The 22899-nt window shown below is 40.4% G+C and carries 25 protein-coding genes; 12 read left to right on the plus strand and 13 right to left on the minus strand.

All coding sequences use genetic code 11. The annotated features are described in order from the left end of the window. Nucleotides 1–67: 67 nt before the first annotated feature. From ACMUMJ_RS00875 to ACMUMJ_RS00885, 3 genes are read left to right on the plus strand one after another with little or no spacing between them, the layout of a single operon-like run. Nucleotides 68–811, plus strand: a complete 744-nt coding sequence (locus ACMUMJ_RS00875; protein WP_414676908.1) for a hypothetical protein — start codon at nucleotides 68–70, stop codon at nucleotides 809–811. A gap of 10 nt (nucleotides 812–821) precedes the next feature. Further along, nucleotides 822–1871: a DUF2333 family protein gene (locus ACMUMJ_RS00880; protein WP_414676909.1), complete on the plus strand. Its 1050-nt coding sequence runs from the start codon at nucleotides 822–824 to the stop codon at nucleotides 1869–1871. A 6-nt stretch (nucleotides 1872–1877) separates the two neighbouring features. Next, on the plus strand, nucleotides 1878–2420 hold the full coding sequence (locus ACMUMJ_RS00885) for a GNAT family N-acetyltransferase (protein ID WP_414676910.1): 543 nt from the start codon (nucleotides 1878–1880) through the stop codon (nucleotides 2418–2420). Here ACMUMJ_RS00885 and ACMUMJ_RS00890 read toward each other — a convergent pair whose 3' ends face one another. After that, entirely contained in the window at nucleotides 2421–3761 is a 1341-nt protein-coding gene (locus tag ACMUMJ_RS00890) for an anti-phage deoxyguanosine triphosphatase (protein WP_414676911.1), read from the minus strand. It abuts the gene before it with no gap. 125 nt (nucleotides 3762–3886) lie between these two features. On the opposite strand from ACMUMJ_RS00890, the gene ACMUMJ_RS00895 reads away from it, so the two are divergent. Further along, entirely contained in the window at nucleotides 3887–4177 is a 291-nt protein-coding gene (locus ACMUMJ_RS00895) for a LysR family transcriptional regulator (RefSeq protein ID WP_414676912.1), read from the plus strand. 38 nt (nucleotides 4178–4215) lie between these two features. Here ACMUMJ_RS00895 and ACMUMJ_RS00900 read toward each other — a convergent pair whose 3' ends face one another. From ACMUMJ_RS00900 to pabB, 3 genes are all read right to left on the minus strand, one after another. Further along, nucleotides 4216–4950 (minus strand): phosphoadenylyl-sulfate reductase, encoded by a 735-nt coding sequence (locus ACMUMJ_RS00900; protein ID WP_414676913.1) that lies wholly within the window; start codon nucleotides 4948–4950, stop codon nucleotides 4216–4218. Between the two features lie 119 nt (nucleotides 4951–5069). Next, nucleotides 5070–5720, minus strand: coding sequence for an NUDIX hydrolase (locus tag ACMUMJ_RS00905; protein ID WP_414676914.1), 651 nt, complete (start codon nucleotides 5718–5720; stop codon nucleotides 5070–5072). Between the two features lie 9 nt (nucleotides 5721–5729). Beyond that, nucleotides 5730–7136, minus strand: coding sequence for an aminodeoxychorismate synthase component I (gene pabB, locus ACMUMJ_RS00910; protein WP_414676915.1), 1407 nt, complete (start codon nucleotides 7134–7136; stop codon nucleotides 5730–5732). 70 nt (nucleotides 7137–7206) lie between these two features. Here pabB and ACMUMJ_RS00915 point away from each other — a divergent pair, with 70 nt between their 5' ends. The 6 genes from ACMUMJ_RS00915 (at nucleotide 7207) to ACMUMJ_RS00940 (ending at nucleotide 12057) form a co-directional block, all read left to right on the plus strand. Next, a complete protein-coding gene (locus tag ACMUMJ_RS00915; protein ID WP_414676916.1) occupies nucleotides 7207–8082 on the plus strand; it encodes an alpha/beta fold hydrolase in 876 nt (291 codons plus the stop codon). A gap of 174 nt (nucleotides 8083–8256) precedes the next feature. Further along, nucleotides 8257–9591, plus strand: a complete 1335-nt coding sequence (locus ACMUMJ_RS00920; RefSeq protein ID WP_414676917.1) for a DUF5610 domain-containing protein — start codon at nucleotides 8257–8259, stop codon at nucleotides 9589–9591. Between the two features lie 87 nt (nucleotides 9592–9678). Next, nucleotides 9679–10179: a GspH/FimT family protein gene (locus ACMUMJ_RS00925; protein ID WP_414676918.1), complete on the plus strand. Its 501-nt coding sequence runs from the start codon at nucleotides 9679–9681 to the stop codon at nucleotides 10177–10179. Next, entirely contained in the window at nucleotides 10179–10535 is a 357-nt protein-coding gene (locus tag ACMUMJ_RS00930; protein WP_414676919.1) for a hypothetical protein, read from the plus strand. Before ACMUMJ_RS00925 ends, ACMUMJ_RS00930 begins: the two co-directional genes overlap by 1 nt. A gap of 40 nt (nucleotides 10536–10575) precedes the next feature. Continuing rightward, a complete protein-coding gene (locus ACMUMJ_RS00935) occupies nucleotides 10576–11493 on the plus strand; it encodes a type II secretion system protein (protein ID WP_414676920.1) in 918 nt (305 codons plus the stop codon). Between the two features lie 30 nt (nucleotides 11494–11523). Further along, nucleotides 11524–12057 (plus strand): hypothetical protein, encoded by a 534-nt coding sequence (locus ACMUMJ_RS00940; RefSeq protein ID WP_414676921.1) that lies wholly within the window; start codon nucleotides 11524–11526, stop codon nucleotides 12055–12057. 95 nt (nucleotides 12058–12152) lie between these two features. Here ACMUMJ_RS00940 and ACMUMJ_RS00945 read toward each other — a convergent pair whose 3' ends face one another. After that, nucleotides 12153–12389: a PP0621 family protein gene (locus tag ACMUMJ_RS00945; protein ID WP_414676922.1), complete on the minus strand. Its 237-nt coding sequence runs from the start codon at nucleotides 12387–12389 to the stop codon at nucleotides 12153–12155. Between the two features lie 73 nt (nucleotides 12390–12462). Here ACMUMJ_RS00945 and ACMUMJ_RS00950 point away from each other — a divergent pair, with 73 nt between their 5' ends. Both ACMUMJ_RS00950 and murI read left to right on the plus strand, forming a co-directional pair. Continuing rightward, nucleotides 12463–14112, plus strand: coding sequence for an NAD+ synthase (locus ACMUMJ_RS00950; protein WP_414676923.1), 1650 nt, complete (start codon nucleotides 12463–12465; stop codon nucleotides 14110–14112). Between the two features lie 84 nt (nucleotides 14113–14196). Beyond that, on the plus strand, nucleotides 14197–14847 hold the full coding sequence (gene murI, locus ACMUMJ_RS00955; protein ID WP_414676924.1) for a glutamate racemase: 651 nt from the start codon (nucleotides 14197–14199) through the stop codon (nucleotides 14845–14847). Nucleotides 14848–15064: 217 nt separating this feature from the next. On the opposite strand, the gene ACMUMJ_RS00960 is transcribed toward murI, so the two are convergent. The 8 genes from ACMUMJ_RS00960 to ACMUMJ_RS00995 all read right to left on the minus strand — a co-directional run bounded on the left by ACMUMJ_RS00960 (nucleotide 15065) and on the right by ACMUMJ_RS00995 (nucleotide 22878). Then, the gene (locus ACMUMJ_RS00960) at nucleotides 15065–15769 is read right to left on the minus strand and encodes an RraA family protein (protein ID WP_414676925.1); all 705 of its coding nucleotides are present in this window, start codon (nucleotides 15767–15769) and stop codon (nucleotides 15065–15067) included. Beyond that, the gene (locus tag ACMUMJ_RS00965; protein WP_414676926.1) at nucleotides 15766–16479 is read right to left on the minus strand and encodes an alpha/beta fold hydrolase; all 714 of its coding nucleotides are present in this window, start codon (nucleotides 16477–16479) and stop codon (nucleotides 15766–15768) included. Before ACMUMJ_RS00965 ends, ACMUMJ_RS00960 begins: the two co-directional genes overlap by 4 nt. Then, on the minus strand, nucleotides 16472–17440 hold the full coding sequence (locus ACMUMJ_RS00970; RefSeq protein WP_414676927.1) for a cupin domain-containing protein: 969 nt from the start codon (nucleotides 17438–17440) through the stop codon (nucleotides 16472–16474). Before ACMUMJ_RS00970 ends, ACMUMJ_RS00965 begins: the two co-directional genes overlap by 8 nt. 21 nt (nucleotides 17441–17461) lie before the next feature. Continuing rightward, nucleotides 17462–18229, minus strand: a complete 768-nt coding sequence (locus tag ACMUMJ_RS00975) for an SDR family NAD(P)-dependent oxidoreductase (protein WP_414676928.1) — start codon at nucleotides 18227–18229, stop codon at nucleotides 17462–17464. Between the two features lie 3 nt (nucleotides 18230–18232). Continuing rightward, the gene (hisD, locus tag ACMUMJ_RS00980; protein ID WP_414676929.1) at nucleotides 18233–19546 is read right to left on the minus strand and encodes a histidinol dehydrogenase; all 1314 of its coding nucleotides are present in this window, start codon (nucleotides 19544–19546) and stop codon (nucleotides 18233–18235) included. 166 nt (nucleotides 19547–19712) lie between these two features. Beyond that, on the minus strand, nucleotides 19713–20729 hold the full coding sequence (locus ACMUMJ_RS00985) for a LacI family DNA-binding transcriptional regulator (protein WP_414676930.1): 1017 nt from the start codon (nucleotides 20727–20729) through the stop codon (nucleotides 19713–19715). Nucleotides 20730–20847: 118 nt separating this feature from the next. Further along, complete coding sequence (locus tag ACMUMJ_RS00990) at nucleotides 20848–21858, minus strand: nuclear transport factor 2 family protein (protein ID WP_414676931.1); 1011 nt, start codon at nucleotides 21856–21858, stop codon at nucleotides 20848–20850. Nucleotides 21859–21909: 51 nt separating this feature from the next. Beyond that, nucleotides 21910–22878, minus strand: a complete 969-nt coding sequence (locus ACMUMJ_RS00995) for a nuclear transport factor 2 family protein (protein WP_414676932.1) — start codon at nucleotides 22876–22878, stop codon at nucleotides 21910–21912. Between the last annotated feature and the right edge of the window lie 21 nt (nucleotides 22879–22899).

Genomic DNA, 22899 nt, shown 5'->3' on the forward strand with positions numbered 1-22899 from the left:
AGAGATAGATTTGAAGAAAATATTTTTTATTACACTTTGTAGCGTACTTTTTGTAAGTGGTTGTAGCGTGAGTCAAACTCAAGATAATGCTGTAGGAAGTGAGCAAAGTTTGCCAGTCTCTTTCAAAAGTGATCATCAAGCGAACAAAGGTATTATAGCGACTAATGCTTTACATGATGAGTCAAGAAAGAGTAAAGAAGCAGACCCGATTTTAGTTAATTTACTTCAAAGGGGGAAGTTGGCCCTGTCCCAATTGAAATTACTAACGCCAGAAGAAAATAATGCAAACATGTATTATCAAGCTGCATTAGGGAGAGATTCTAAAAACAGTGAAGCCTTGTTTGGGCTTGCTAGAATTGTGCAACACTACACGGATTTTGCTTGGGCGAAAGCGCGAAAGCAGCAATTTATAGCGGCGCAAAAGTATTTAGATTCCGCCTCTTCGGTTAACCCTGATGATCCTTTAATTAAGGAAACAGCGGAACGTATCAAATCATACAGAAGCAGTTTAAAGAGCTCAGCCCAAGCTAAGATTCAGTCTAAAAATGTCATAAAAAAAGAAAAGAGTAATTTGAACCAGTACTTTTTGCCAAAAACACTCTTTTCTTTACCTGAAGAAGAGATTCTTAAGCGAATTCAGCCCATAATAGACAAGGTTGCAGCACAGCAAGCGACGTTAGAAATTAATTGGGTGAACGATAAAGAAGCGAGGCTTCTGTATCAAATAATTAACAGTCGAGTGCTTGATTTTCGGGTGAGAGGTATGATCTTTCATCGTCCAAGCTATATGATTGAAGTTAAGCAACAATAGGATAGGCAATATGTCGAATATGTTGAGCAAGTTAGCGTTTTGGAATAACCGTGAGAATATGTCAGGAATAGGAAAGGGCGTGGCTGCGTTCTTAATTGTTCTACTCTGCTTGCTGTCTTTTTTAGGTATCTATTGGAGTTCTGAGCCAGAACCGTTTGACGTTGTCTCTGTGGCAAAAGAGCGTGCAGAAACGAGAGGTTATTTAAATAACAGTAAAAAGCTGGTAGTAGGTTACACAACAACCAGTACATTACATACCATGGTTGAAACTTTGCTAGATAAACCCGGTGGCTTTATTAGTAACGACATAATGCCACCGGGTGTATTTATGGACAATATGCCAAACTGGGAGTTTGGTGTTTTGGTTCAAGTTCGTGATTTGGCAAGAGCGCTGCGTAAAGATTTTAGTCGCTCACAATCTCAATCGACAGAAGATGAAAATTTAAAAGTGGCTGAGCCTCAGTTTAACTTTGATGCGAACAGTTGGGCTTTACCTTCCAGTGAAGGAGAGTATCGTCGAGGTAATAAAGAATTATTAGAATATCTGGATCGTCTAGCGAAAAAAGAAGATCAGAACGTTCAGTTTTATGCACGAGCGGACAACTTACGTAATTGGTTAGCCGATGTGGAAACGCGTTTAGGCAGTTTGTCTCAGCGTTTATCAGCAAGTGTTATTCAAGTTCGAGAGAATACAGATCTTGCTGGAGAGGCAAACGCTCAACAATCAACCTCTAACGATGATCAGCAACGCGTGAAAACATCTTGGTCTAAAATAGACGATGTTTTCTATGAAGCAAGAGGTGCTAGTTGGGCATTAATTCATATATTGAAATCGGTTGAGGTTGATTTTGTTTTTACTCTACAAGATAAAAATGCTTTAGTGAGTTTGCGTCAAATTATCCGTGAACTTGAGTCTACTCAAAGTACCGTATGGTCTCCTATTATTTTAAATGGCAGTGGGTTTGGTGTTTTGGCGAATCATTCTTTGGTGATGGCGTCGTATATTTCACGCGCTCACTCAGCAATGAGTGATTTAAGGCGATTGCTAGAACAAGGATAATCTTATTTGTCTGAGATAAACCATTTGATTATTCAGACAGAAAAAGGCGCTGATGATGCGCCTTTTTTCCGTATTGCTGAAATGGAAGATGCTCCTGCTATTTTAGAAATTTATAATGAAGCTGTGAGAACAAGGTGCTCGTGTGGACATACTTCGCCTATTACATTGATTTCAGTGATTGATTGGTTGGAAGCCTCATACAATAAAAGGCCCATGTGGGTCATTGAAGTGTCACGGAAAATTATTGGATGGTTCTCTATTCAAGATTTTTATGGATTGCCTGCGTTTTCTAGTGCAGTGGAAGTTGGAATATATATTTCTCCTTCTGCACAAAATCAAGGGTTGGCTTCTAAATCGCTTATTTTTTTGGAAGCGTTTGTTAGAAGAATAGATGTTTCACATATAGTTGCTTGTATTTATAGACATAACTTAAATAGCATTTGCTTGTTTGAAAAAAATAACTATGAGCAGTGGGGGTGTCTGCCTAATATCGCGTCTATTGATGGTAATAGACACGATTTGTTGCTTTTAGGGAAACAGTTATTTTAGTTACATCGGTTCAAAAACCGAGCCTAGGCTTGGTACAAAGAGTTTGTTATACAGTCTGCTGGCGTAGTCATCCGTCATAGATGCCATGTAATCACAAATAATTCTGTGGCAATTACCGCCGCTATGTTCAATGTTTTTCCACTCTTTTGCTATTTCTCTAGGCAATAAACGCATTGGGTCAGAACTTAATGCATCAAATATTTCCATGATCATTTGCTGGCCTTTATAAACGAGCATTTGTACTTCAGGTTTTAAAATAATGTGTTGCATCTCAAAGCCTTTAAGTGCATTCAGAGCCGTTTTTTGTATTGTGGGTAAGGCCGCCTGAAAACGTAATAGAGGATGATCAAAGTGAGTATTTTCATGCACAATACAGGATGTAATAAACCAACTGACTAGCTGGCCTATTGCGTCTTTGCGTAAATGACTTTGGCCACTAAATAGATTGCTTTTTAGTGTGGGTAGTTGAGCGCGTAAAAAGTCACAAGGTAATTCGCTTAGAATAGGCTGAAGATGTTCTTCCCACATTGGTAAAGTGATCATTCCTAATACGATAGCGTCTTCTAGGTCATGGACACCATAGGCAATATCATCTGCTAAATCCATGATGCTAGCATCAAAACTGGAATGAGATGAATAGCTGTGTCGTTTTTCCTGAGAATGCTCGACTGTTTGGAGTGCTTTTTTATCTTGTTCAGAAAAAGGGGACAATATCCATTCGAGCAATTGTTGTTCTTCTTCATAAATGCACTTTGGAGGAGACCAAATAGAGGCTTTGATTTGCCTGAAGTTGTCTGGTTTTTTTGGGTAAGGCCCAACGACGGTATGATGCAACACAGGGTACTTCAGAACGCCTAACAAGGCGCGCCGCGTAATGTCCATTCCAAACGTTGGGGAGTAGGAGCCACGCTTTCCCAAAATTCGAAGAGATTGACCATTGCCTTCAAAGCCACCGTGCTCTGTCATCATAAAATTAAGCGCAACTTCTCCACCGTGTCCAAATGGCGGGTGTCCAATATCGTGGCTTAAACAAATGGTTTCAATTAAAGCTTCGTCGGCTAACCATTCTTGTAATCCGTTATTATCAGAAAAAGCATGCTTCAATTGATGTACTAGGCCGCTACCAATCTGAGCCACTTCTAAAGAATGAGTTAATCGTGTTCTGCTGTAATCATTCTGTCTAATGGCGAGGATTTGAGTTTTTGATTGAAGGCGGCGAAACGCAGCGCTGTGGATGATTCTCGCTCTATCCCGCTGATAAGGCGTTCGGTAATCATTATTTCTAGACAGAGCGGCACCTGATTGACGTTCCTGCCATGGTAAATGAAGTGTGCTTTTCATCGTAATACCTCGATCGATGTAAGAAAAGTGGCAACTTTAATTCATATCTTTCATTAAAAGCGGATATAGGTCAATGTTTGAGCGATTTGAATTGGGCATAATAGTGCTTTCTATAAGGACAATTTATGCTTAGTAGTCATCATCTTAATACGTTTAAAACCTTGGTTGAGTCGCTTAGTTTTACTCAAGCAGCTAAAGAATTAGGTCTTACTCAGCCAGCGGTTACACAACATATCCAAAAATTAGAGAAAGAATTAGGAAAGGTGCTTGTTATTCGTCGAGCAAAATCACTTGAGATGACACCCGCAGGTGAAATGTTGTATCAATATACGATTAAGCTGGCCGACCAGTACCAAGCTTTTTTAGAAAACTGGTATCAAAAAGAAACAAGTGTGCAAGGGGAGGGCGCGGCATAACGCCTTCCTTGTTAAGTACCTTCGATGTGTCACTTGAATTAACTGTTTTGAGTTGGAATGATGTTGCCAATGTGCAAACCACACTCTTTATGTTCAGTTTCTTCCCACCACCATCGGCCTTCACGTTCATGCTGATTCGGTAGTACCGCACGGGTGCAGGGCTCACAACCAATACTGATAAAGCCTTTTTGATGCAATGGATTGTAAGGGACATCGAACATTTTGATGTAATTCCAAACGTCTTCAGAGCTCCAGTTCGCGAGCGGGTTGAATTTGTAGAGAGGGCTTTCTTCTGTGCTGAAACTGGTGTCCAGTTCGGCTATGTCTAATTGGCTTCGAGTGCCATGACTTTGGTCTTTTCTTTGCCCTGTAATCCATGCATCCAATGTATGTAGCTTTTTCTTTAATGGCGCAACCTTACGGATGCCACAGCATTCCTTATGTCCATCTTCAAAAAAACTAAATAAGCCTTTCTCATGAGTAAACGCGTCGAGGTCATTTTTATCTGGAGATAAAATGTGGATAGGTAAATTATAATGTTTACGAACTGTTTCTAAAAATTGGTAGGTTTCAGGGTGCAGTCTGCCAGTATCAAGAGAAAAAACATGTATGTTTTTTTGGGCTTTTACAGCCATATCAATCAAAATGATATCTTCTGCCCCACTAAAAGAGATAGCAATGTTATCAAAAGCCGATAAAGCACTATGAATGATTTTTTTCGCAGCCGTGATGTCATGAGATTGTATGAAGTCATTTATATCAAATGTAGTCATAAAAAGTTCCGATTTAATCGTTGATAATGCGACTGTATCAATATGTTGAAAAGAGAGGAAAGACAAAAGCGCACTAACCTTATAATTGAAGTTATAAAGTAGAAACCGTCTTAATAAAATTAATTACGGATTTGAGAGTCCAGCGCTTTGTATAAACCGTATAGGATCCCAGCAGTGAGCCCCCAGATAGTGATATCTTGATATTTGACTTCAAAGTATCCAGTGTGAATGTCGGACAGACTTTTTCGAGTGAAGCTGTAATTCGTAGGCGTCAATAAATAATCAAGTGGTATCCAATAAGTGGATTCTACCTCATCACTGGACAATGTCAGTGTTTGCAAATTAATTACCTCAGCGATAACGGGTTTTACGCAAAAACCGGATATGGTCAAATAATCACCGAGTTCGCCGACCAATTGAAAACAGTCTGGCGATAGGCCTATTTCTTCATGAGTTTCTCTAAACGCTGTTTGAATTAGACTTGAATCTTCCTTGTCATGCTGACCTCCGGGGAAAGCCATTTGCCCTGGATGGTTTCTTAAATGTTTTGCTCGTTGAGTTAATAATACATGCAGAACACCAGTATCATCTTTCCAAATTGGAAGTAGAACAGCGGCTGTTTTAAATGAAAGTGAATTTGTTTCAGAGCTAAGCTTGATGCCTGGATTAAGCATTATTCGGTCAGATTCATAAGCATCTAACGCAATACGAATCTGTTCAATGTTGGGAGACAGAGGGGGGGAGCCTAAAAACTGTTTAATATCGCTCATATATATCCGTCATTTACTTCTATGAAAGTTTACTTCTAAAGTATGGGTTAATTTTTCTACTTTTGTGAAGGTTTCTTGATATTCTTCTTCACTCTTTGAGTCCAGTACTAATCCACCTCCCGCCCAGCAATGAATGTTTTCTTGATCAACAACAAGAGTTCGTATGGTAATACTGGAATCCATTTCTCCATTACTACTAAAATACGCGATAGAGCCGCAATAGACTGAACGTACATGAGGCTCTAATTCATCGATGATTTCCATTGAGCGGATCTTAGGGGCACCTGTAATCGACCCCCCAGGGAAACCATTTTGAAAGACAGTGAAATGCTCCCAATTATTCGCAATCTTACCTGTAATCGTTGAAACTAAATGATGCACATTTGCGTAACTTTCAAGCGAAAACAATTTGGGGACTTTTATACTGCCTGTTAAACAACTTCTCCCCATATCATTCCTGAGTAAATCCACAATCATGACATTTTCTGCTTTGTCTTTGTCTGAATTTAGCAGATCTTGTGCCAATTGCTGATCTTCTTGAGGCGTTTTTCCTCTAGGGCGGGTGCCTTTAATCGGTTTGGACTCTACTTGGCCATCATTACACAAGAAGAATCGTTCTGGTGAGTGGCTTAATATGGATTGCTGTGGTGCTACGTCAATGTATGCTGAAAACGGAGTAGGGCAGCTTTTTCTAAGTTTTTGGTAGGCTACAAATGCATCACCGTGGCATGTTGCACTAAAACGTTGCGCTAGGTTTACTTGATAACAATCTCCTGCGCGAATGTAGTGCTGCACTTGATTGAATTTATCAGAGTAGTCGAAGGCAGACATATTTGATGTGAATTTATCGTGTAAAGTAAATTCAGTGCGTGTTCTGAGATTGTCTTTTGTCAGTCGCTTTACAATGTCTTGTTCACTAGTTTGATCGCACCAAGGCGTTAAGATCAATACGGTCTCTTTAGATTCATGAAGGCTAATAATAGCCCACCCATACAGACCTGCTACTACATCTGGTAATGTGATATCTCGCTTTGTTGACTCTGGTAATTCTTCCAAATATTGACCGCTTTCATAAGCAAAGTATCCCATGACGCCTCCTGTAAAAGGGTATTTTTTGGAGGCTCTTTTTGCCCATGGTTCATCACAAATAAGAGAAAGTAACGTGTTAATTGTTTTAAAGGGAGAACGCTTTTTAGAAAAGTCGTATAATGCTTGATCTTTCCATTCTAATGTATGGGTGTGCGCATTTGCGCTTATCGTTGCTAATGGATCCGCAACGATAATATCAAATCGTGTGTCTGAGAAATGATTATGATTACTGTCTAACAGTATCGGTAAAGGAAGGTCTCGAAATTGTTCGAACAGTGTTACTAATTCTTCTTGATAAGGAAGATTTATCAGTCTAATGTCTGCCATAATAAACCTAAGAAATATAAAGTTTGGTATTGTATCGACATAATTTAAGTTCTCACAGGTATATTATAAAGTGACAGACGTTTTTTTTATAAAGTCTCCTCATACGCGATTGGCTTATAGAGAGTATCACCACTCTCAAGCGCCAAAAGGGTCGTGTTTAATGTTGCTACATGGCGCGGGAGTAGGAGGTGAGTTAACGTGGGACGCGATGCTGCCTTATTTAACGAATTGGGAAACTATATTGGTTCCAGATTTAAAAGGTATGGGTGAAAGCTATGGACATTCGGGAGAAGAGGAGCCTGTGTCTGTAATCGAATTAGCAGAAGACATTCACGCTCTCACTCAGTTTTTACAATGGCAGACATTTGATGTAATCGGCTATTCTTTAGGTGGTTTGGTTACTTTATTATTAAACCAATTAAGGATTGGATTAGGCTTGCCTAAATTAACGAAAATGGCGCTTTTAGAGCCGGCAGCTTTAGATCGTGTGGATCTATTTGAATTGCAAGAGTTGCGCAATAAATATCGTGCAGCATCAGATGTGATTCGTGAAACTGGTGATGTTGAATTGGGCGTTTCAAATTTTATGGATGGTGTGTCTCCTAATAGAAGAAAGCAAACCTCTACTGAAACTATAGCCAAATCAAGGCTTGCTCATAGACCGTTTGGTTTTGCTTATGCACTTGATTCAGTGACAGAGTTGGTGGATGAGTATGTTAAGCACTCTCATTTAAGAGATGATTTGCTACGACTAACCAATCAAGTACTCATTCTTTCGGGTGGTATTAGCCATCAGTCTTTAATTCAGCATTATGATGTATTGGAGAGTCAATTTGATGGGTGGCGGCATCAGAGTATTGTTGGAGCAGATCATTCGTTGCCCTTCCAAAAGCCAAGAAAAATCGGAAAAATACTCGATAATTGGTTTTCATTAAAAGAGCCATGAGGTATTTTTGATATTGTAATTCTTTATGATCAAAGAATTATTTGTTTTTAAAGGTATTTTTAGATATTTTCAAATATTTTTTTTTAATGCAATAATTGATTAAAGTTTGCTCGGTCTTGGCCGATAACTGACGATACAGTAAATTTATTAGGTTTTTGACCAAGGCGGCATATGATGTCTGACTTTTTTAAAGCAGCGAGTGATTTATCAAAAGTAAATTACCACAGTAACTTTCAAAGAACTGAAAGAGAGCTTCAATCTCCTGTTAATCAAACATTTCGTTCATCTGATAAGTACGACCCTGCAAGTCAAAGCGCCCGTGCAATGGGTGTTGTGCAAGAGCGTTTATTTTCTTATGTTTCGAGAACCTCTTCGTCACAAGAAGTCGTTACCTCAGAAAAAACAAGCGAAGCGGGTAAGAATCAAGCCTCTAAAAATGATTATTCTCCCGAATCGGTCAGTCAGCGAATTATTGGCTTTGTCGGTAATTATATGGACAAATTGCGTGATGGCGGTGCCAGTGAAGAAAGATTGAAAAGCGTATTTGAAACAGCGCAAGCAGCCGTTAGCAAAGGCATAGAAGATGCAACTGAACAGTTAAAAGGCTTAGAATGGCTTAATGATGGTGTGAAAGCAAATATTGCGGATACTGAAAGTCACATTGCTAAAGGGTTTGAATCACTATCAGATCGCTTTTTTGACATTCAAAAAGCGGCGGAGATTGAAGCCATTGAAAGTGGGGCGGCAATTACATCCGAGACGCAATATCGTCGTACAAGCTCCACTGATATTCAGATTGAGACTCGTGATGGCGACACTGTTAGCTTATCTCTGTCCGCGTTACAGGCGTATCAAGAGCAAATATCCTCTGCAAAAGTGCAAAATGAATCAGGCAGTGCCAGTGAGTATTCTCGTTATACGAGCAGCCAAAGCGAGTTTGCTTTTGAGTTCTCTCTTGATGGTGAATTAGATGACGCAGAGTTAGAAGCAATCAATGCTCTTGTTACTGATCTGGCTGATGTGGCAGACACCTTTTTTAGTGGCGATATGAAATCTGCGTTCGAGCAAGGCCTCAAATTGGGTTATGACTCTAGTGAATTGTCGGGTTTTGCAATGGAATTAAACCATACTGAATCATTTAGGCAGTCAAGTGCTGCCGCAGCGTATGGTCGGACTCAAGGAAATGCGCCAGAGAGCTTAGGGCAATCTGTGATTAAGCCTTTGGCTGAATACAATAAAAAGTTAAGTGAATTGTCTCAAAAGGTAACCTCTCAATTTGAAAATATGAATGAGGTGGCCAGCCAGACTCTAGATCGTATTTTAGAGATGCGTGCTGAATGGGAAGAAAGGAAGCAGTATGTTGCAGATATTTTGGGCTTCAGTAATTCTTTATTTTCAAATGCATTGTCTAAAAATGACCCTATAAATGATCTTGATCCTAGTGCTTCTACAGTCAATTCTGAAAGCAGTGGTGTTACTGCCCCAGAAAGAGACAGCACTCAAGTATAAATGACACAGCGCGTCGCGCTTTTAATTGTCGCTGTGACCAATAAATAAGTGTTAGTTTATTAAAATAAGAGACAAGGATGTTTCTTTATGAATAAAGTTAAAGGATTTACGTTAATTGAGGTATTGGTCGTTATTACGATTGTATCGTCAGTCAGTGTTTTTTTATCTTCGTCGAATGCATTTTCTCTTCTTTCTAATGAAAACACGTTATTAAAAGCAAAAGAAAATCTGGGGCTATCCTTATTAAGGGCTAGGCAGCTTGCTGTGAACTCACAAACAGAAGTAATCCTCTGTGGCGGGGTTTCTTGCAATGGTAATTGGTCTCAAGGCGTATCCATTTTAATTCAAAATGATGTTCTTTACTCTCACGTATTCCCAAATGACATTGAGGTGAAATGGAAAGGTTTTCCTGTGCATAAAACATCTGTCTCTTTCTTGCCTAATGGTTTATCAAGCTATCAAAACGGTACTTTTTATCTCTGTGATGCTACGTTTTATAGCTATATTCGTTTGAATCAAAGTGGGCGATTTTATTCTTCACCTTTACTTGAAATGCAAATAGAAAACACAGAGGATATTTTGTGTTAATGCCATACGTTTGTTCTCACCGAGCTTCACAAAGAGGTTGGATATTGCTTGAAGTGATGGGAAGTTGCATTTTACTTGGTGTGGTTTTGATGGTTCTTCAAACTCAAATACGCTCTCAGTGGGATGCTATTGGTCATGAACTTGAAAATCATAGAAAACATCAACAAGAGTCTGAATTGATTATGATGCGGCACATGCTTCAAAACCAAACCTGGCTTTTGGTAGAAAGTACTAAATTAAAGGAAAGTTCGGTGAGTCAAGGAACGAGCGCCATAAATAAACCTTCGGTGTCACGGCCAAATTGCAATCGTTGCTCAGGAAAAGAGTTAGAACGATGGTTTAAGAGTCGTTATTAAATAAGGTATGTTGTGACGCTTTCAACGCTAAAGGAATAGCATGAACCAATTTGTTAAAATTCGCTCGTCTCAATCTGGTTGGGTTCTATTTGAAGTTGTAATAAGTACGGCCATTATCATGATATTACTGTCGTATACTGTGCCTATTTTAATACAGTCAAAAGATCACAGCACGGTAGTTCAGCAACGTCTTCTAAGTTTGTCATGGTCGGAAGGATTCAAAGATAATGTCATGGCGCAATGGCAATCCATTGTACGAAATGGTTGTTATTCTGGGGCTGAATCGATAATTGAAATCGGACAGTTTAATTCGTCTCAAATACCTTCACGGATTAAAAATAAAACGTTAGAAAAAGGAAGTGATTGGTTAAAAGGAGGTATTTCAGGTCAGTGTGGATCGACTCAAACAATCAATGGAAATGAGTTTGAATTCGACTCGTCCTGTCAATGGAAAACGAATCAAACGGTTTTGTTTTCACATTGTGAAGCTGAGTATCAAGGCTGGGTTTCTCAGGTTTCAGGGGCAAGAATTACCGTTCAATTTAACGCAATTCAACCGAATTCATTAGGTGTTTGGCCCAGTGGGGCACTATTTAGGTTTGAACCCTATGTTTGGTACGTATCGAAGGGAAAAAATGGGCACGCAGCATTTTGGAGAACGCCATTGCGTTCCGGCAATTCATTGGAGTTATGGAGTGGCGTAAAAAAGATAGCCATTTATCCGATGCTAGACAATGACTCGGATGGTGTATTGGATGAATTGTCGACTGAATACGGAGAGTATGATCGCTCAAAACTCAATGCGCTTTGGGTTGAGGCCTTGGTTACTTTTGAAGATTGCACAAATGCCCCGTCTTTTCCTACAAGTCAATATACTACCTTTCGAGGGGATACATGGAGCTACCAAAGCCGTTGTGACTCGATTATTGATTTCATTGTTCCGTTGTCTGTCCTTTAAAATACAGGGCAAAATTCAGCAGGAGGTTGAATGATTCAATTTAACAGGCAGTGCTTTGTGAATCGATATGCTTTACGAGGCTGGATTGGTTTCCCTATTGTTTTATTGTCCTTGGCAATTGCCAGTTTTACATTAGTGTTTTATCAAAAGTTGTCTGATATGCGACATTGGAACGCTTTGCAGGCACCTATTACCGCGGATGCTAATTATTGGGGGGGCTTCATTCAAAAGATTGTTTATAATGCAGACATTACAAAAGCAACGCCAAGTGTGTGTTATGGTTTTTGCCCCATTAAAGAGAATACCGTTTGGGTATATAAAGCGACATTAGATAATGGTGTGCAAATTCAATGGAATATGAATTCCTTCAAATTTGTAGAGAGTGAAGGGGAAAATAAGATAACGTTTCGGATTTGTGCTCAAGCCGTCGCGTTAGTGTCTTTAACAAAGTCATCAGTGCCACAATATCTTGATTCACCTGAAATTCATTGCTGGTGGTTGAACCAAGTAAACGATAAATTCAGCATATTTGGTCAAATGGTCTTTTACATTCAACCAGATTAATGGCTTTTGTCCATAAAAGTTTAGAATGAATAAGCAAGGACTTATCATGTAATAAATGAATTAAATTAAATAGAGTGTTGCATTCGTATTTAGACTTACTTTTCTTTATGTTCTTGGCTGCAAAAAAAAGTGTTTTTAGGGCCTTTCACTGCATGGGTTTTAGGTGTATATATTTTGCAATATTCACATTGAACCATGTCCACGTCCTTCGCTTCTTTAGATGCAGAATCTTTTTTAGAGTCTGTCTTTTGTCCAATTAGGGCTTTAATATTGCGATAAAGCCACCAAAGAAGCAGGGAAATAATAATAAAAACGATGAAACGGACGATCATATACTTTACCTTAGTTGGGTAATTCCACGACAATAGAGCTCTATTTTAACAGAGTTAACGAGATAGTAACCGTATGACATTCAGAGTAGCAATGGCCCAGCTTGATATGCTGGTTGGCGACATTAAAGGTAATACTCAAAAAGTAATAGCAGCTGCAAAAGAGGCAAAACAAAACAATCAAGCAAGAGTGGTTGTTTTCCCTGAATTAACATTGACAGGTTACCCGCCAGAAGATCTTTTGTTAAGACCTAGCTTGGATCATCGTATAGAACAAGCTTTGCACACTATCCTAGAGGAAGTTTATGACATTTATGTTGTAGTAGGGTATCCAAGACGCATTAATGGTGAATTGTTTAACTCCGCGTGTGTTATTTATAACGGTCATTTACTTGGAGAATACGCTAAGCAAAAACTGCCTAATTTTAAAGTGTTTGATGACAAGCGTTACTTTACTGAAGGTAGAGACCCACTAGTTGTTGATATTGACGGCGTTAAAGTTGGTTTAAGTATTTGTGAGGATATTTGGCATCCTGAACCTATTGCACAAGCAAAAGCCGCTGGCGCTGAACTGGTTTTAAATTTGAATGCATCGCCATTTCATATTGAGAAAATGGGAGAGCGTGAGCAACTGCTTTATAAAAGAGCGATTGAAACTCAGTTACCCATAGTGTACGTCAATTATATGGGAGCTCAAGACGAGTTAGTCTATGAAGGAGGGTCATTTGTTGTAGATGATCGTGGACAAAAAGTGATTCAAGCGCCTTGGTATGAAAGTGGACTCTTTATCGCTGAGTTTATCATTCATGATGAGCAGAGCCGAGATGTGTTACCACGAGTCGAGGTGTGTTCAGGAAGCATTGCGCCAGCCTTGTCTGTGGAAGCCAGTGTCTACCAAGCGATGGTGCTTGGTTTACGAGATTACGTTGAGAAGAACCGTTTTAAGGGTGTTGTGCTTGGTTTAAGTGGTGGTATTGATTCGGCTTTAACACTTGCTGTTGCTGTCGATGCTATTGGCTCTGATCGAGTGCAAGCGGTAATGATGCCTTATACCTATACATCGTCAATGAGCCTTGAAGATGCAGAAGAAGAGGCGACACTTTTAGGTGTGGAATACAGTGTTTTACCAATCGAATCGATGGTGACGGCTTTCACTGATATCTTAGCGCCTGAATTTGCTGGTTACTCTAGAGATACAACAGAGGAAAATTTACAAGCACGAACTCGCGGCGTTACCTTAATGGCTATTTCAAATAAGAAAGGCTATATGGTGGTAACAACGGGTAATAAGAGTGAAATGGCAGTCGGTTATGCCACTCTTTATGGGGATATGGTGGGCGGCTATTCTGTATTGAAAGACGCTTTTAAAACCTTGGTATTTAAGTTGTGTCGTTATAGAAATACATTGGGTTACGTCATTCCCGATAGAGTGATAACTCGCCCACCTTCAGCTGAGTTAGCACCAGATCAAAAAGATGAAGACTCACTTCCTGATTACGATACGTTAGATCAAATTCTGCAAATGTATATTGAACAAGATATGAGTGCAGAGGACATCTTAGAGACGCAAAAATTTGATCGTGAAACGGTGTATCGTATTTTAAGACTGGTTGATATTAATGAGTATAAGCGTCGTCAAGCGCCCACAGGCGTTAGATTGACAGAGCGCGGGTTTGGGCGTGATCGTCGTTATCCTATGACAAATGGTTGGCATATTGGGGAGTAACGTTTTTTCAATCCGTTCAAAGCATGTGAGTAACGCTTATCTTGTATGCTTTGAATGGTATTGATTTGTTAGAGTGCAATAAAGATGAATATCGCTGTCTTTGATTCGGGTGTTGGTGGTACCAGCGTATTGGACCATTTACAAAGTAAACTTCCACACACTCGCTTTTACTACTTTATGGACAATCTTTATAGGCCTTATGGCAAATTGACTTTGTCAACTCTACACAAACGTTTATTAGCAAAGCTGCGAACTGCCATTCAAATGGTTCCTACCATAGACTTGATTGTTGTTGCGTGTAATACCGCGAGTACACAAGGATTAGATTTTTTAAGAGCAAGCACCAACATTCCAATTGTGGGGGTGGTGCCGGCTATTAAACCCGCTAGTGCCATGAGTCAAAAAAGCGTGGGTTTATTAGCGACACCCGCCACAGTGAAGAGTGCATATGTTAATAACTTGGTTGAGCAGTATGTACCAGATAAACCTGTTTATTTGTATGGTTCAACAGAGTTGGTGCACTTGGCGGAAGAAAAATTCTGGAAGGGGTCGGTTTCACTATCAAAAGTACGTCGTGAATTACAAGCGTTGTCTATTCATCAGGATGTTGATTGTTTGGTCTTAGGCTGTACTCATTTCCCAATTTTAAAAGAAGAAATTCAAGCCATACTTGGTGAGAGTGTTCAATTAATAGATTCTGGTTCAGCGATTGCTGAAAGGGTGTTTTTTTATTAGAACATTCTGTTATCAAAGTAGTAACACAAAACCACCTATCAAAAGAAAGCTTGGGTGATGCTCAGTATTTTTCAACAGCCTACATCTCTCAGAACCGTTTATCGATAGAGTGCATTACCCTCATGTGAAAAAGCACGGTACAATCCAATTATTAAGGGTCAGTTCATTATTAGAATGACGCCGTGCTGTTCAATTAACCGCAGTAAGTGCCGTCGTGTTATTTTTCCCGTTGTGCTTCAAATTCTGCCCAAGCTTGTTTAAAGGATTCGAAATTAAAGCCTGGTTTTGTTGCTGCGTCTAACACAATTTTTTCCCGTAAAATCATTTTCTCTATGGCGCTGACTAAACCAGATTGAGCCGCTTTAGGTATAACGACAGCTCCATGTTTATCTGCATGGATCATATCTCCAGGGTGAATGGTTAGGTCAAACAGGGTGACGGTTGTGTCTATTTCTTCTACACGTACAAACGCATGGGATGGACCAATAGAACCTGCAATCACTTGAAACCCTTCCGCTAATGCATCGAGATCTCTCATTACCCCATTGGTTAGCGTGCCACCTAAGCCAAAACCTTTATGAACCGTAGTATTTACCTCTCCCCAATAGGCACCGACGCAGTCTGGATAATCTAAGTCCTCTAGAACTGCGATGCTGTGTTCAGGTGAGTTTGCCATATATTCATAGTAAGCCATTCGACGAGTTGCAATGATGTGAGGCTCTTCTTTACTTGCTATAGCGGCTTTAATTTTTGCTGTTCTAGCAAAACCGCAAATTGGAGGCAAAGCGGGATCGGCGGCTAATACTGTTTTGCGAGTGAATCCCGTGCCTTGGCGTTTCCCCAGAACCACTTCAATGGCGTTGGCTATTGATGGTGTATCTACAGAGCGTAGAGCGTCAAAATACGATTTATCAAATTTCATGTAAGAGTCTCCAGCCAAGCAGCAAGAGCGTAGTTTGTTGCTGTAGGCGCTTGTAATGTAATTAAGTGACCCGCATTTGGGATAACAGATAATTGGCAATCTGGCATGATATTGGCAATTGCTTGATGGCGATCTAATGGGCAGAGCAAATCATGTTCACCGACTAATGCGATAGAGGGGTTATGAAAATTTGCCAGTGTGTGGGTTTGATCTGGTCGATCTCGTAATGCTAAAGACTGCTGGATAAAAACGTCTTTGCCTAGGCTTTCAGCCATACTTAGAATACAGTCAAGCTGACTGACTTGTTCTTTTTCTGTACCACCATAGTTTGGCGCCATTTGCTCGCTAATTACTTTGAGAAACTCGCCATTATTCGCCATATCAAGTTGGGGTTGCCTTTTTGCTTTAATCTCTTCTTTTTCTGCCCATGGATTTGTGTCCATTAAAGCAAGCCCTGCAATGGATTCAGGGCGCTGGCGTGCCATTTCCATTGCAACAATCCCGCCCATGGATAATCCCCCAAGAGCAAAGTAATTGAAGGGAATTTGATCAAAGATAGAGAGAGCAATGTCCTCCATTGTTGATCCATGAGATGCATTCACAATTAGAACGTCTCTGGTGTTAGAAAATGCGGCAAGTTGATGTGTAAACAGCCGATGATCACACATCATGCCTGGAATTAGCACCAGAGGCACTTTTGTTTTAGTCATGTTGTGTGTAACCTGCTTCATCATCTGTACTACGAATAAGAAATAATCCAGTAGAGCCACTCATGCTTGGTTTTATGTTTCTTATTAAGTTTGGTGGAACCGCACAGGTGTCTCCTGGTGCGAGGACAGATGAGACACCGTCAACTTCGATTCTCCAGTGACCTTCATGAACCATAAAGATTTCGTGTTCTTGGCACGAATAGGGTTGGCCTATATTCGTTTGTCCTGCTTGTAGGAAATCTATTTCAAATCCTGGCTTGTCTTTTAATAGACCTTTTTCACCTAATACTTGGACTGATGCTTTATTGCCCATGGCTTTCATGTCTAAATAGCGTGCGACGTATTTAGGTATCACATCTTGTTCGGTTAAAACAGGGAACCTAGCTAACTCATCTTCACTGAGTAATGGCATTGGATTAACGCCTTCAGGTAAGGATTCTCCTTTTTTGGAATCGTATAGGCGACCTGTCTCAGCCAGAATTAACCCATGCTCTTTGGCTGTTTGAATGACCTGAGGCGCCCAAATAACACCGCCACCTGCATCATCCCCACCAAGTACCGCCATAATCACGCCGTATTCTTTACCCACATTTTCAAATCCTCGAAAGATGTCAGTGGGAATGTTGAATAAATCGCCTTCAGTAGCAATAAATTCTCCATCTTTGCCGTCAATACCCCAAAAAAAACGCCATGTTCCTTTATGTACAAAGAATACTTCTGCTGTGCGATGAGTGTGCAGTGAGTTCGTACATCCGGGAGGCTGTCCGGCGGCACCAATATTGAAACCTGGCGTATCACGGATATGAACGTGTTGATCCGCACTTTCAGATACCCCCGCACCAATGATTGTAAAATTTTCTTTTTGATCTGACCCTGGGGTATGGGTATCAATGAAGGCGGTTCTACAAGGAACGAGTTCCCCATACCTAACAATGCGTTGTTCTAAAGAGTACTTATCCAATTTTTTCACCTTGAATGTCATTTAATACGCTGTCCAGCCACCGTCGACCATTAATGCGCTACCGGTAATAAGAGCGCTTGCGTCGGATGCAAGAAAAACAACTGGGCCCATAATATCTTCAATTTCGCCCACCCGACGCAAAGCAATCATATCTTCAACAAACGCTTTGAAGTCGGCATTTTGTAGGGCGGGTTCGGTCATTGGGGTTTTAATAAAAGTAGGGCACAAGGTGTTTATACGAATGTGATGCGCACCTAATTCTTTTGACATGGCTTTTGTAAAGCCTTCAACGGCATGCTTACTTGCACAATAAATGGCTCTATTTGGGCCACCAACATGGCCCATTTGGCTGGATATTGTAATTAAGCTTCCAGGTAAGTTATGTTGAATAAGCTTTTTTGAGACACATTGAGCTACAAAGAATGCAGACTTTGTATTTAGAGAAAATGTAAAATCAAAATCCTGTTCTGAAACTTCTAGAGCCGCGCTGTGGCGAGCGCCTCCTGCACTGGAAATTAAAATATCAAAAGGATCAGAGTGCTCAATAAACTGCTCAACTTGATTTAAGTCTGTAACATCCAGTGTTATTGCGTCTGCAAGCCATCCTTGTTTACGAATTGTTTGAGCCGCACTTTCTATTTCATTTTGACTGCGCGCGGTAAGAGTGACATGCGCACCTGCTTCCGCCAATGCGACAGCAGATGCTAAGCCAATCCCTCTGCCTGCTCCAGTTACCAAGGCTCGTTTGCCTTGGAGTTTAAAAGACGGTGTTTTAGGTAAGTTCATCATGAGTTACTCAGGTTGTACTGCTGTATAAGGCTCTACAACGCGATTACCGTATCGGCGAACGCGGATGTTGGCTTGTTCTCCATGACCTGCGAATCCTTCAAGAGCACACAAACGAGAGCAGTGTTCGCCTACATGAGCGGATGCTTCATCTGTTAATACTTTTTGGTAGGTACAGGTTTTAATGAATTTACCAACCCAAAGCCCACCAGTGAAGCGAGCCGCTCTTTTTGTTGGTAATGTATGGTTTGTGCCGATGCATTTATCACCGTAAGAAACATTGGTTCTAGGGCCTAGGAACAATGCTCCGAAGTTTGTCATGTTCTCTTGGAACCAGTCGTCACGTTCAGTCATTACTTGAACGTGTTCAAAAGCAAGTTCATTTGCGATTTCAAGCATTTCTTCGTAGCTTTCAGCAACAATGATTTGCCCATATTCTTCCCAGCTTTGGCGAGCCGCTTCCGCTGTCGGTAAAATCATTAACTGGCGCTCAATTTCAGCCATTGTGTCTTTGGCCAGTTTTTCTGAATTGGTCAATAGAATCGCAGGGGAGTTGGTTCCATGCTCCGCTTGGCCAAGCAAGTCAACAGCGCAGATTTCTCCATCGACGGTTTCATCAGCAATAACAAGTGTTTCTGTTGGGCCTGCGAACAAATCAATTCCGACACGGCCAAAGAGCTGACGCTTCGCTTCCGCAACGAACGCATTACCAGGACCAACTAACATGTCGATAGGTTTGATTGTTTCTGTGCCGATGGCCATTGCTGCAACGGCTTGAATGCCACCAAGAGCATAAATTTCATTTGCACCAGCTAAGTATTGAGCAGCAACAATAGCAGCGGACGGTTTGCCTTTATAAGGTGGTGCGCAAGATACAATCCGTTTAACTCCTGCAACATTTGCCGTTAGTACAGACATGTGTGCAGAGGCAACCATAGGGTATTTTCCCCCTGGGACATAACAGCCCACTGAGTTCATTGGAATGTTTTTATGGCCTAAGATAACACCAGGTAATGTTTCAACTTCAATATCAACCATTGATGCTTTCTGGTGTTCAGCAAAGCGACGTACTTGTGTTTGAGCAAATTCAATGTCCTTCAACTCTTGATCACTTAGACTGTCTAAACACGCTTGAATTTCGGCTGGCGTTAGCTGATAGCTTTCACGATCCCAGCTATCAAATTTATTGGACATTTCGCGGACTGCCGCATCTCCACGTGCTTCGACGTCAAGAATGGCTGTCTCAACAATGGTTCTTACTTGAGCATTTATTTCAGCAACAATGCTTTCTTCTTTCCCGGTTTTTAAATAAATAGCCATTAAGGTGCCTCTGAGTATTTTTTAGTTGTTCTCTAATAAAAACGCCTACGTAGGCGTATGTCTTTAATAAATCTCTCTTCATATTAATCCTTTTGAATACGTATGCAATAGGTGATCTAAAAAATTTTCATAAACTGATATCAATTTATAAATTTTTTAGTGGCGGTTAAAAATGGGTGTGATCTTTGACTGTGTTACGTTTGACCAGTTGGCTAGGAATTTCAATTCTTTCAGGTATATGATCAGGCTGATCTATTCGGTTTAGCACTGCGTTTACGGTGAGTGACACCATTTCATCAATAGGTTGACTCATTGTTGTGAGATTGTAAGAGGGTGCAGAGCCTAAAGGAACATCATCGTATCCAATAACAGAGATATCGTTAGGGATATGCAAGCCCAAATCGTATCGTAAGGTGTCGATGACGGCGAATGCCATGTGATCACTGGCTACGAAAATTGCATCTGGTTTAAGGTCTTTGTCTTCTGAGAACATGGAAAGAGTCGCTTGCTTGGCTTGTTCTTGGTTGTAGTTACCACTTTCTATTGAAAAAATCTCAAGACCTCGTTCTTTTAACCCATCAATCAGTCCTCTTTCCCTATCTTTATTAGTAGATGACTCAATAAATCCAGAGATATAGCTGATTCTTTTATGGCCTGTTTTAACTAAGTAGTGAGCTACTTTTTTGCCTCCTTCATAGTTTTCAGAGGTAACAGAGGTGACATCATCAGTTTCTATTGCTCGGTTAAAGAGAACGACGGGGACAGAGAGTGAGTGGCATGCTTCAATCCAATCTGGAGATAATGATACGGACGCTAAAATAACGGCATCAATTTGATATTGAAGAAATTCTTGAACGATTTCATCGGCAGAGCTTTGATTATCAGAAAAGAACATGAGGCTGTGATAGCCCTTTGCTTGAAACTCACGAGAAAGCTTTTCAAGAGCAAGAGGGTAGTATTGATTTTCTAGATAGCCAAATACAAAACCAATAATTTTACTTTTTTTCGTAATCATGGAACGAGCCATAATATTAGGCCGATACCCAAGTTCTTTTGCCTTAGAAAAAATGAGTTCTCTTTTTTCTGGATTGATAGAGGAGCCTGGTGTAAAAGCCCGACTCACCATAGACTGGCTTACACCAGCGGCTTTGGCAACATCTACAGAACTGGGTTTTTTATTCATATTCGAGTTATTCGTCATAGTCTAAACAGGTATTTTGAAAAAGCTTACAATGCTAAAAACAACGCATTATAAGCTTTTTTTTAAAGTACAGCGACTCATCCCAGCGCTAGAGTTACGACTAATTTGGATTAAGAATACCCTCTGTTCGCTTTAGTACATCCAGTCCTTGTTGTTTTAACCAATAGGGGATATCAATAAGTATCCAGTTCTCACTGAGTTTGTCTCCTTCACGACAATAAATGTCGACAACTTGCATCTCTGCATTAACGTTACCTCCAGGCAAACCAAGCCATCCTCCTAGAGGGGTATTGGATAGGTTTGGCCAGCCGAAGAAACAAGCGAAGTTTCCTTCAGCAAAACGACATTCATGACCGCGAAACGTTTTATCTCCCATGCTTGAGCGAAAAGGCAGTTGGTGTTGTTCTTGGTATCGAGGAATGGTATAGGTTGCCCCAACACCCGCAGGGCCGTACCACATCATATTTTTAGACCACGTTTTTTCTAATACATCAGGGGTGCAAGTCATTGAACCACTTTTGTTGAGGGTATCTAAGTCCGTAATCATTTCATTAATGAGGGCGAGCGTTTTCGTGCCTTCGCTTTTTGGCGCATCTTGAAACAATAAACCATCATGATTTCTTGGTCCAGGATAGTTATAATAAACACCTGTGGATGGCGGTAGGGGGTAAGCTCCTGCTTGATCCATTAATCCAATAAGATCGATAAACAAGCCTGTCTTTGTGATTTTTCTATTTTCAACACAATTGAATTCTGCGTAGCGTAAGTTGATAATTTTTCGAGTGGCTTTGATTCCTAAAAAGTCTTCATCAAATAGCCCCATAAAGTTACCCATACTCATTACCCAGTGCTCTCCACCTAGCTCATTTTCACCTGCAATAAAAATATCTTGCCGACGTTGTAGGTGTTTTATAGACGTGAATAAAGGTTTCCAAAAGGATTGAGTAACGTCGTTAACATTATTTATTTCTCTCCAAGGGTAAACGCCTCGCCAGAGATAGTCAGTAGCTATGTATTCCGACATGACCTCGTCTAACGTATCTACGCTTGCTTGTTCAATAGCATTAAAATACGCTCGTACTAATTGTTTGCTTTCTTGAAACATACTCATAATTAAGGTCTACATATAGGAAGTTGATCTAATTCAGGTTGTTAATTTTTTTTAACCTGTATGTAATAAAATTTGTTTCCAAATTGCTGTATCGTCTATGGTCACGTATTCACGAGTAATGCCTCGTGGACCGTATTCAACATGGCTTATACCCATAATATAAACCTCTGCATTGCTTGGTTGTCCGTAACGCCCCCAACCTTCATGTTTACCAGAAAGTGACCAACGAATAGCGGCTCTATCGGCCAGACCAGCGTCGTTGCGACCAATGGTGTGGTGAATAGAAAAGGTTGCATTCGGAAAAGAGGAGCGTAAACCTAGCCAAAAAGAATCTACACTGTTATGACCATGGTCCGAAACACCATTAGGGTACTCTGTTTGTACTGCTCTATCAAAAAGCGTGAAAATGGCATTAAAATCAGCATTCATTAATCGTTGTAACGTTCCGGCATACGCTTGCCCCACTGAGTTATCGTTGCCTTTTCCTGTATAAGGCCCAACCACATCGATGGAGGGGTTAAAGGGTACAGTCGCCTTATCGACCCCTCCTTCATCCTGAATTTGATTATGGGCGTAGGTCTTAGGGTCTAAACCCAGTTGTGTAACAACGGCACCTTGATCTCGAATCATCCATTCATCTGTTATTTGATTATCGATGCAATAACAATCAGCAATAATGCGGAAACCGAGTTTTTTGCCTGTGGCTTTTCCAAAAACGCCGTCTTTTAGGTGTGTTGCTTGAGAAAAAATCCTGTGTGATGACAAGTATCCTGCTTGATCATCCCCGGACCAAATAACATCTTCGCCTAGTAGTGTTCTGTCAGGGAACTCATTTAATGTTGCCATTGTAGAGGCAATAACATTGGTGTTTCCTCGAATGATTGTCGCAGGCACTCGGACAATAATATCCTTTCCATAATATTGATGAAGCGTACTTAATCCTCGATCTTCCCAAATTTCTTTGGTGATTTTGATAATGTAGTCGGGTAAATCAAGGAATTTAGAATCAAAGTTTTGCATTATAGGTTACTCACAAAAAGC

Source organism: Marinomonas phycocola (assembly GCF_047525455.1).
Taxonomy (GTDB): domain Bacteria; phylum Pseudomonadota; class Gammaproteobacteria; order Pseudomonadales; family Marinomonadaceae; genus Marinomonas.

What these genes read in the sequence shown, in the direction of transcription:
- ACMUMJ_RS00990 (WP_414676931.1), bottom strand. Translation starts at nt 21,858, where the DNA reads ATGAGTATGTTTCAAGAAAGCAAACAATTAGTACGAGCGTATTTTAAT.
- ACMUMJ_RS00975 (WP_414676928.1), bottom strand. Translation starts at nt 18,229, where the DNA reads ATGATGAACTTACCTAAAACACCGTCTTTTAAACTCCAAGGCAAACGA.
- ACMUMJ_RS00985 (WP_414676930.1), bottom strand. Translation starts at nt 20,729, where the DNA reads ATGAATAAAAAACCCAGTTCTGTAGATGTTGCCAAAGCCGCTGGTGTA.
- hisD (WP_414676929.1), bottom strand. Translation starts at nt 19,546, where the DNA reads ATGGCTATTTATTTAAAAACCGGGAAAGAAGAAAGCATTGTTGCTGAA.
- ACMUMJ_RS00940 (WP_414676921.1), top strand. Translation starts at nt 11,524, where the DNA reads ATGATTCAATTTAACAGGCAGTGCTTTGTGAATCGATATGCTTTACGA.
- ACMUMJ_RS00890 (WP_414676911.1), bottom strand. Translation starts at nt 3,761, where the DNA reads ATGAAAAGCACACTTCATTTACCATGGCAGGAACGTCAATCAGGTGCC.
- ACMUMJ_RS00895 (WP_414676912.1), top strand. Translation starts at nt 3,887, where the DNA reads ATGCTTAGTAGTCATCATCTTAATACGTTTAAAACCTTGGTTGAGTCG.
- ACMUMJ_RS00920 (WP_414676917.1), top strand. Translation starts at nt 8,257, where the DNA reads ATGTCTGACTTTTTTAAAGCAGCGAGTGATTTATCAAAAGTAAATTAC.
- ACMUMJ_RS00950 (WP_414676923.1), top strand. Translation starts at nt 12,463, where the DNA reads ATGACATTCAGAGTAGCAATGGCCCAGCTTGATATGCTGGTTGGCGAC.
- ACMUMJ_RS00930 (WP_414676919.1), top strand. Translation starts at nt 10,179, where the DNA reads ATGCCATACGTTTGTTCTCACCGAGCTTCACAAAGAGGTTGGATATTG.
- ACMUMJ_RS00935 (WP_414676920.1), top strand. Translation starts at nt 10,576, where the DNA reads ATGAACCAATTTGTTAAAATTCGCTCGTCTCAATCTGGTTGGGTTCTA.
- murI (WP_414676924.1), top strand. Translation starts at nt 14,197, where the DNA reads ATGAATATCGCTGTCTTTGATTCGGGTGTTGGTGGTACCAGCGTATTG.
- ACMUMJ_RS00965 (WP_414676926.1), bottom strand. Translation starts at nt 16,479, where the DNA reads ATGACTAAAACAAAAGTGCCTCTGGTGCTAATTCCAGGCATGATGTGT.
- ACMUMJ_RS00960 (WP_414676925.1), bottom strand. Translation starts at nt 15,769, where the DNA reads ATGAAATTTGATAAATCGTATTTTGACGCTCTACGCTCTGTAGATACA.
- ACMUMJ_RS00925 (WP_414676918.1), top strand. Translation starts at nt 9,679, where the DNA reads ATGAATAAAGTTAAAGGATTTACGTTAATTGAGGTATTGGTCGTTATT.
- ACMUMJ_RS00880 (WP_414676909.1), top strand. Translation starts at nt 822, where the DNA reads ATGTCGAATATGTTGAGCAAGTTAGCGTTTTGGAATAACCGTGAGAAT.
- pabB (WP_414676915.1), bottom strand. Translation starts at nt 7,136, where the DNA reads ATGGCAGACATTAGACTGATAAATCTTCCTTATCAAGAAGAATTAGTA.
- ACMUMJ_RS00945 (WP_414676922.1), bottom strand. Translation starts at nt 12,389, where the DNA reads ATGATCGTCCGTTTCATCGTTTTTATTATTATTTCCCTGCTTCTTTGG.
- ACMUMJ_RS00905 (WP_414676914.1), bottom strand. Translation starts at nt 5,720, where the DNA reads ATGAGCGATATTAAACAGTTTTTAGGCTCCCCCCCTCTGTCTCCCAAC.
- ACMUMJ_RS00995 (WP_414676932.1), bottom strand. Translation starts at nt 22,878, where the DNA reads ATGCAAAACTTTGATTCTAAATTCCTTGATTTACCCGACTACATTATC.
- ACMUMJ_RS00900 (WP_414676913.1), bottom strand. Translation starts at nt 4,950, where the DNA reads ATGACTACATTTGATATAAATGACTTCATACAATCTCATGACATCACG.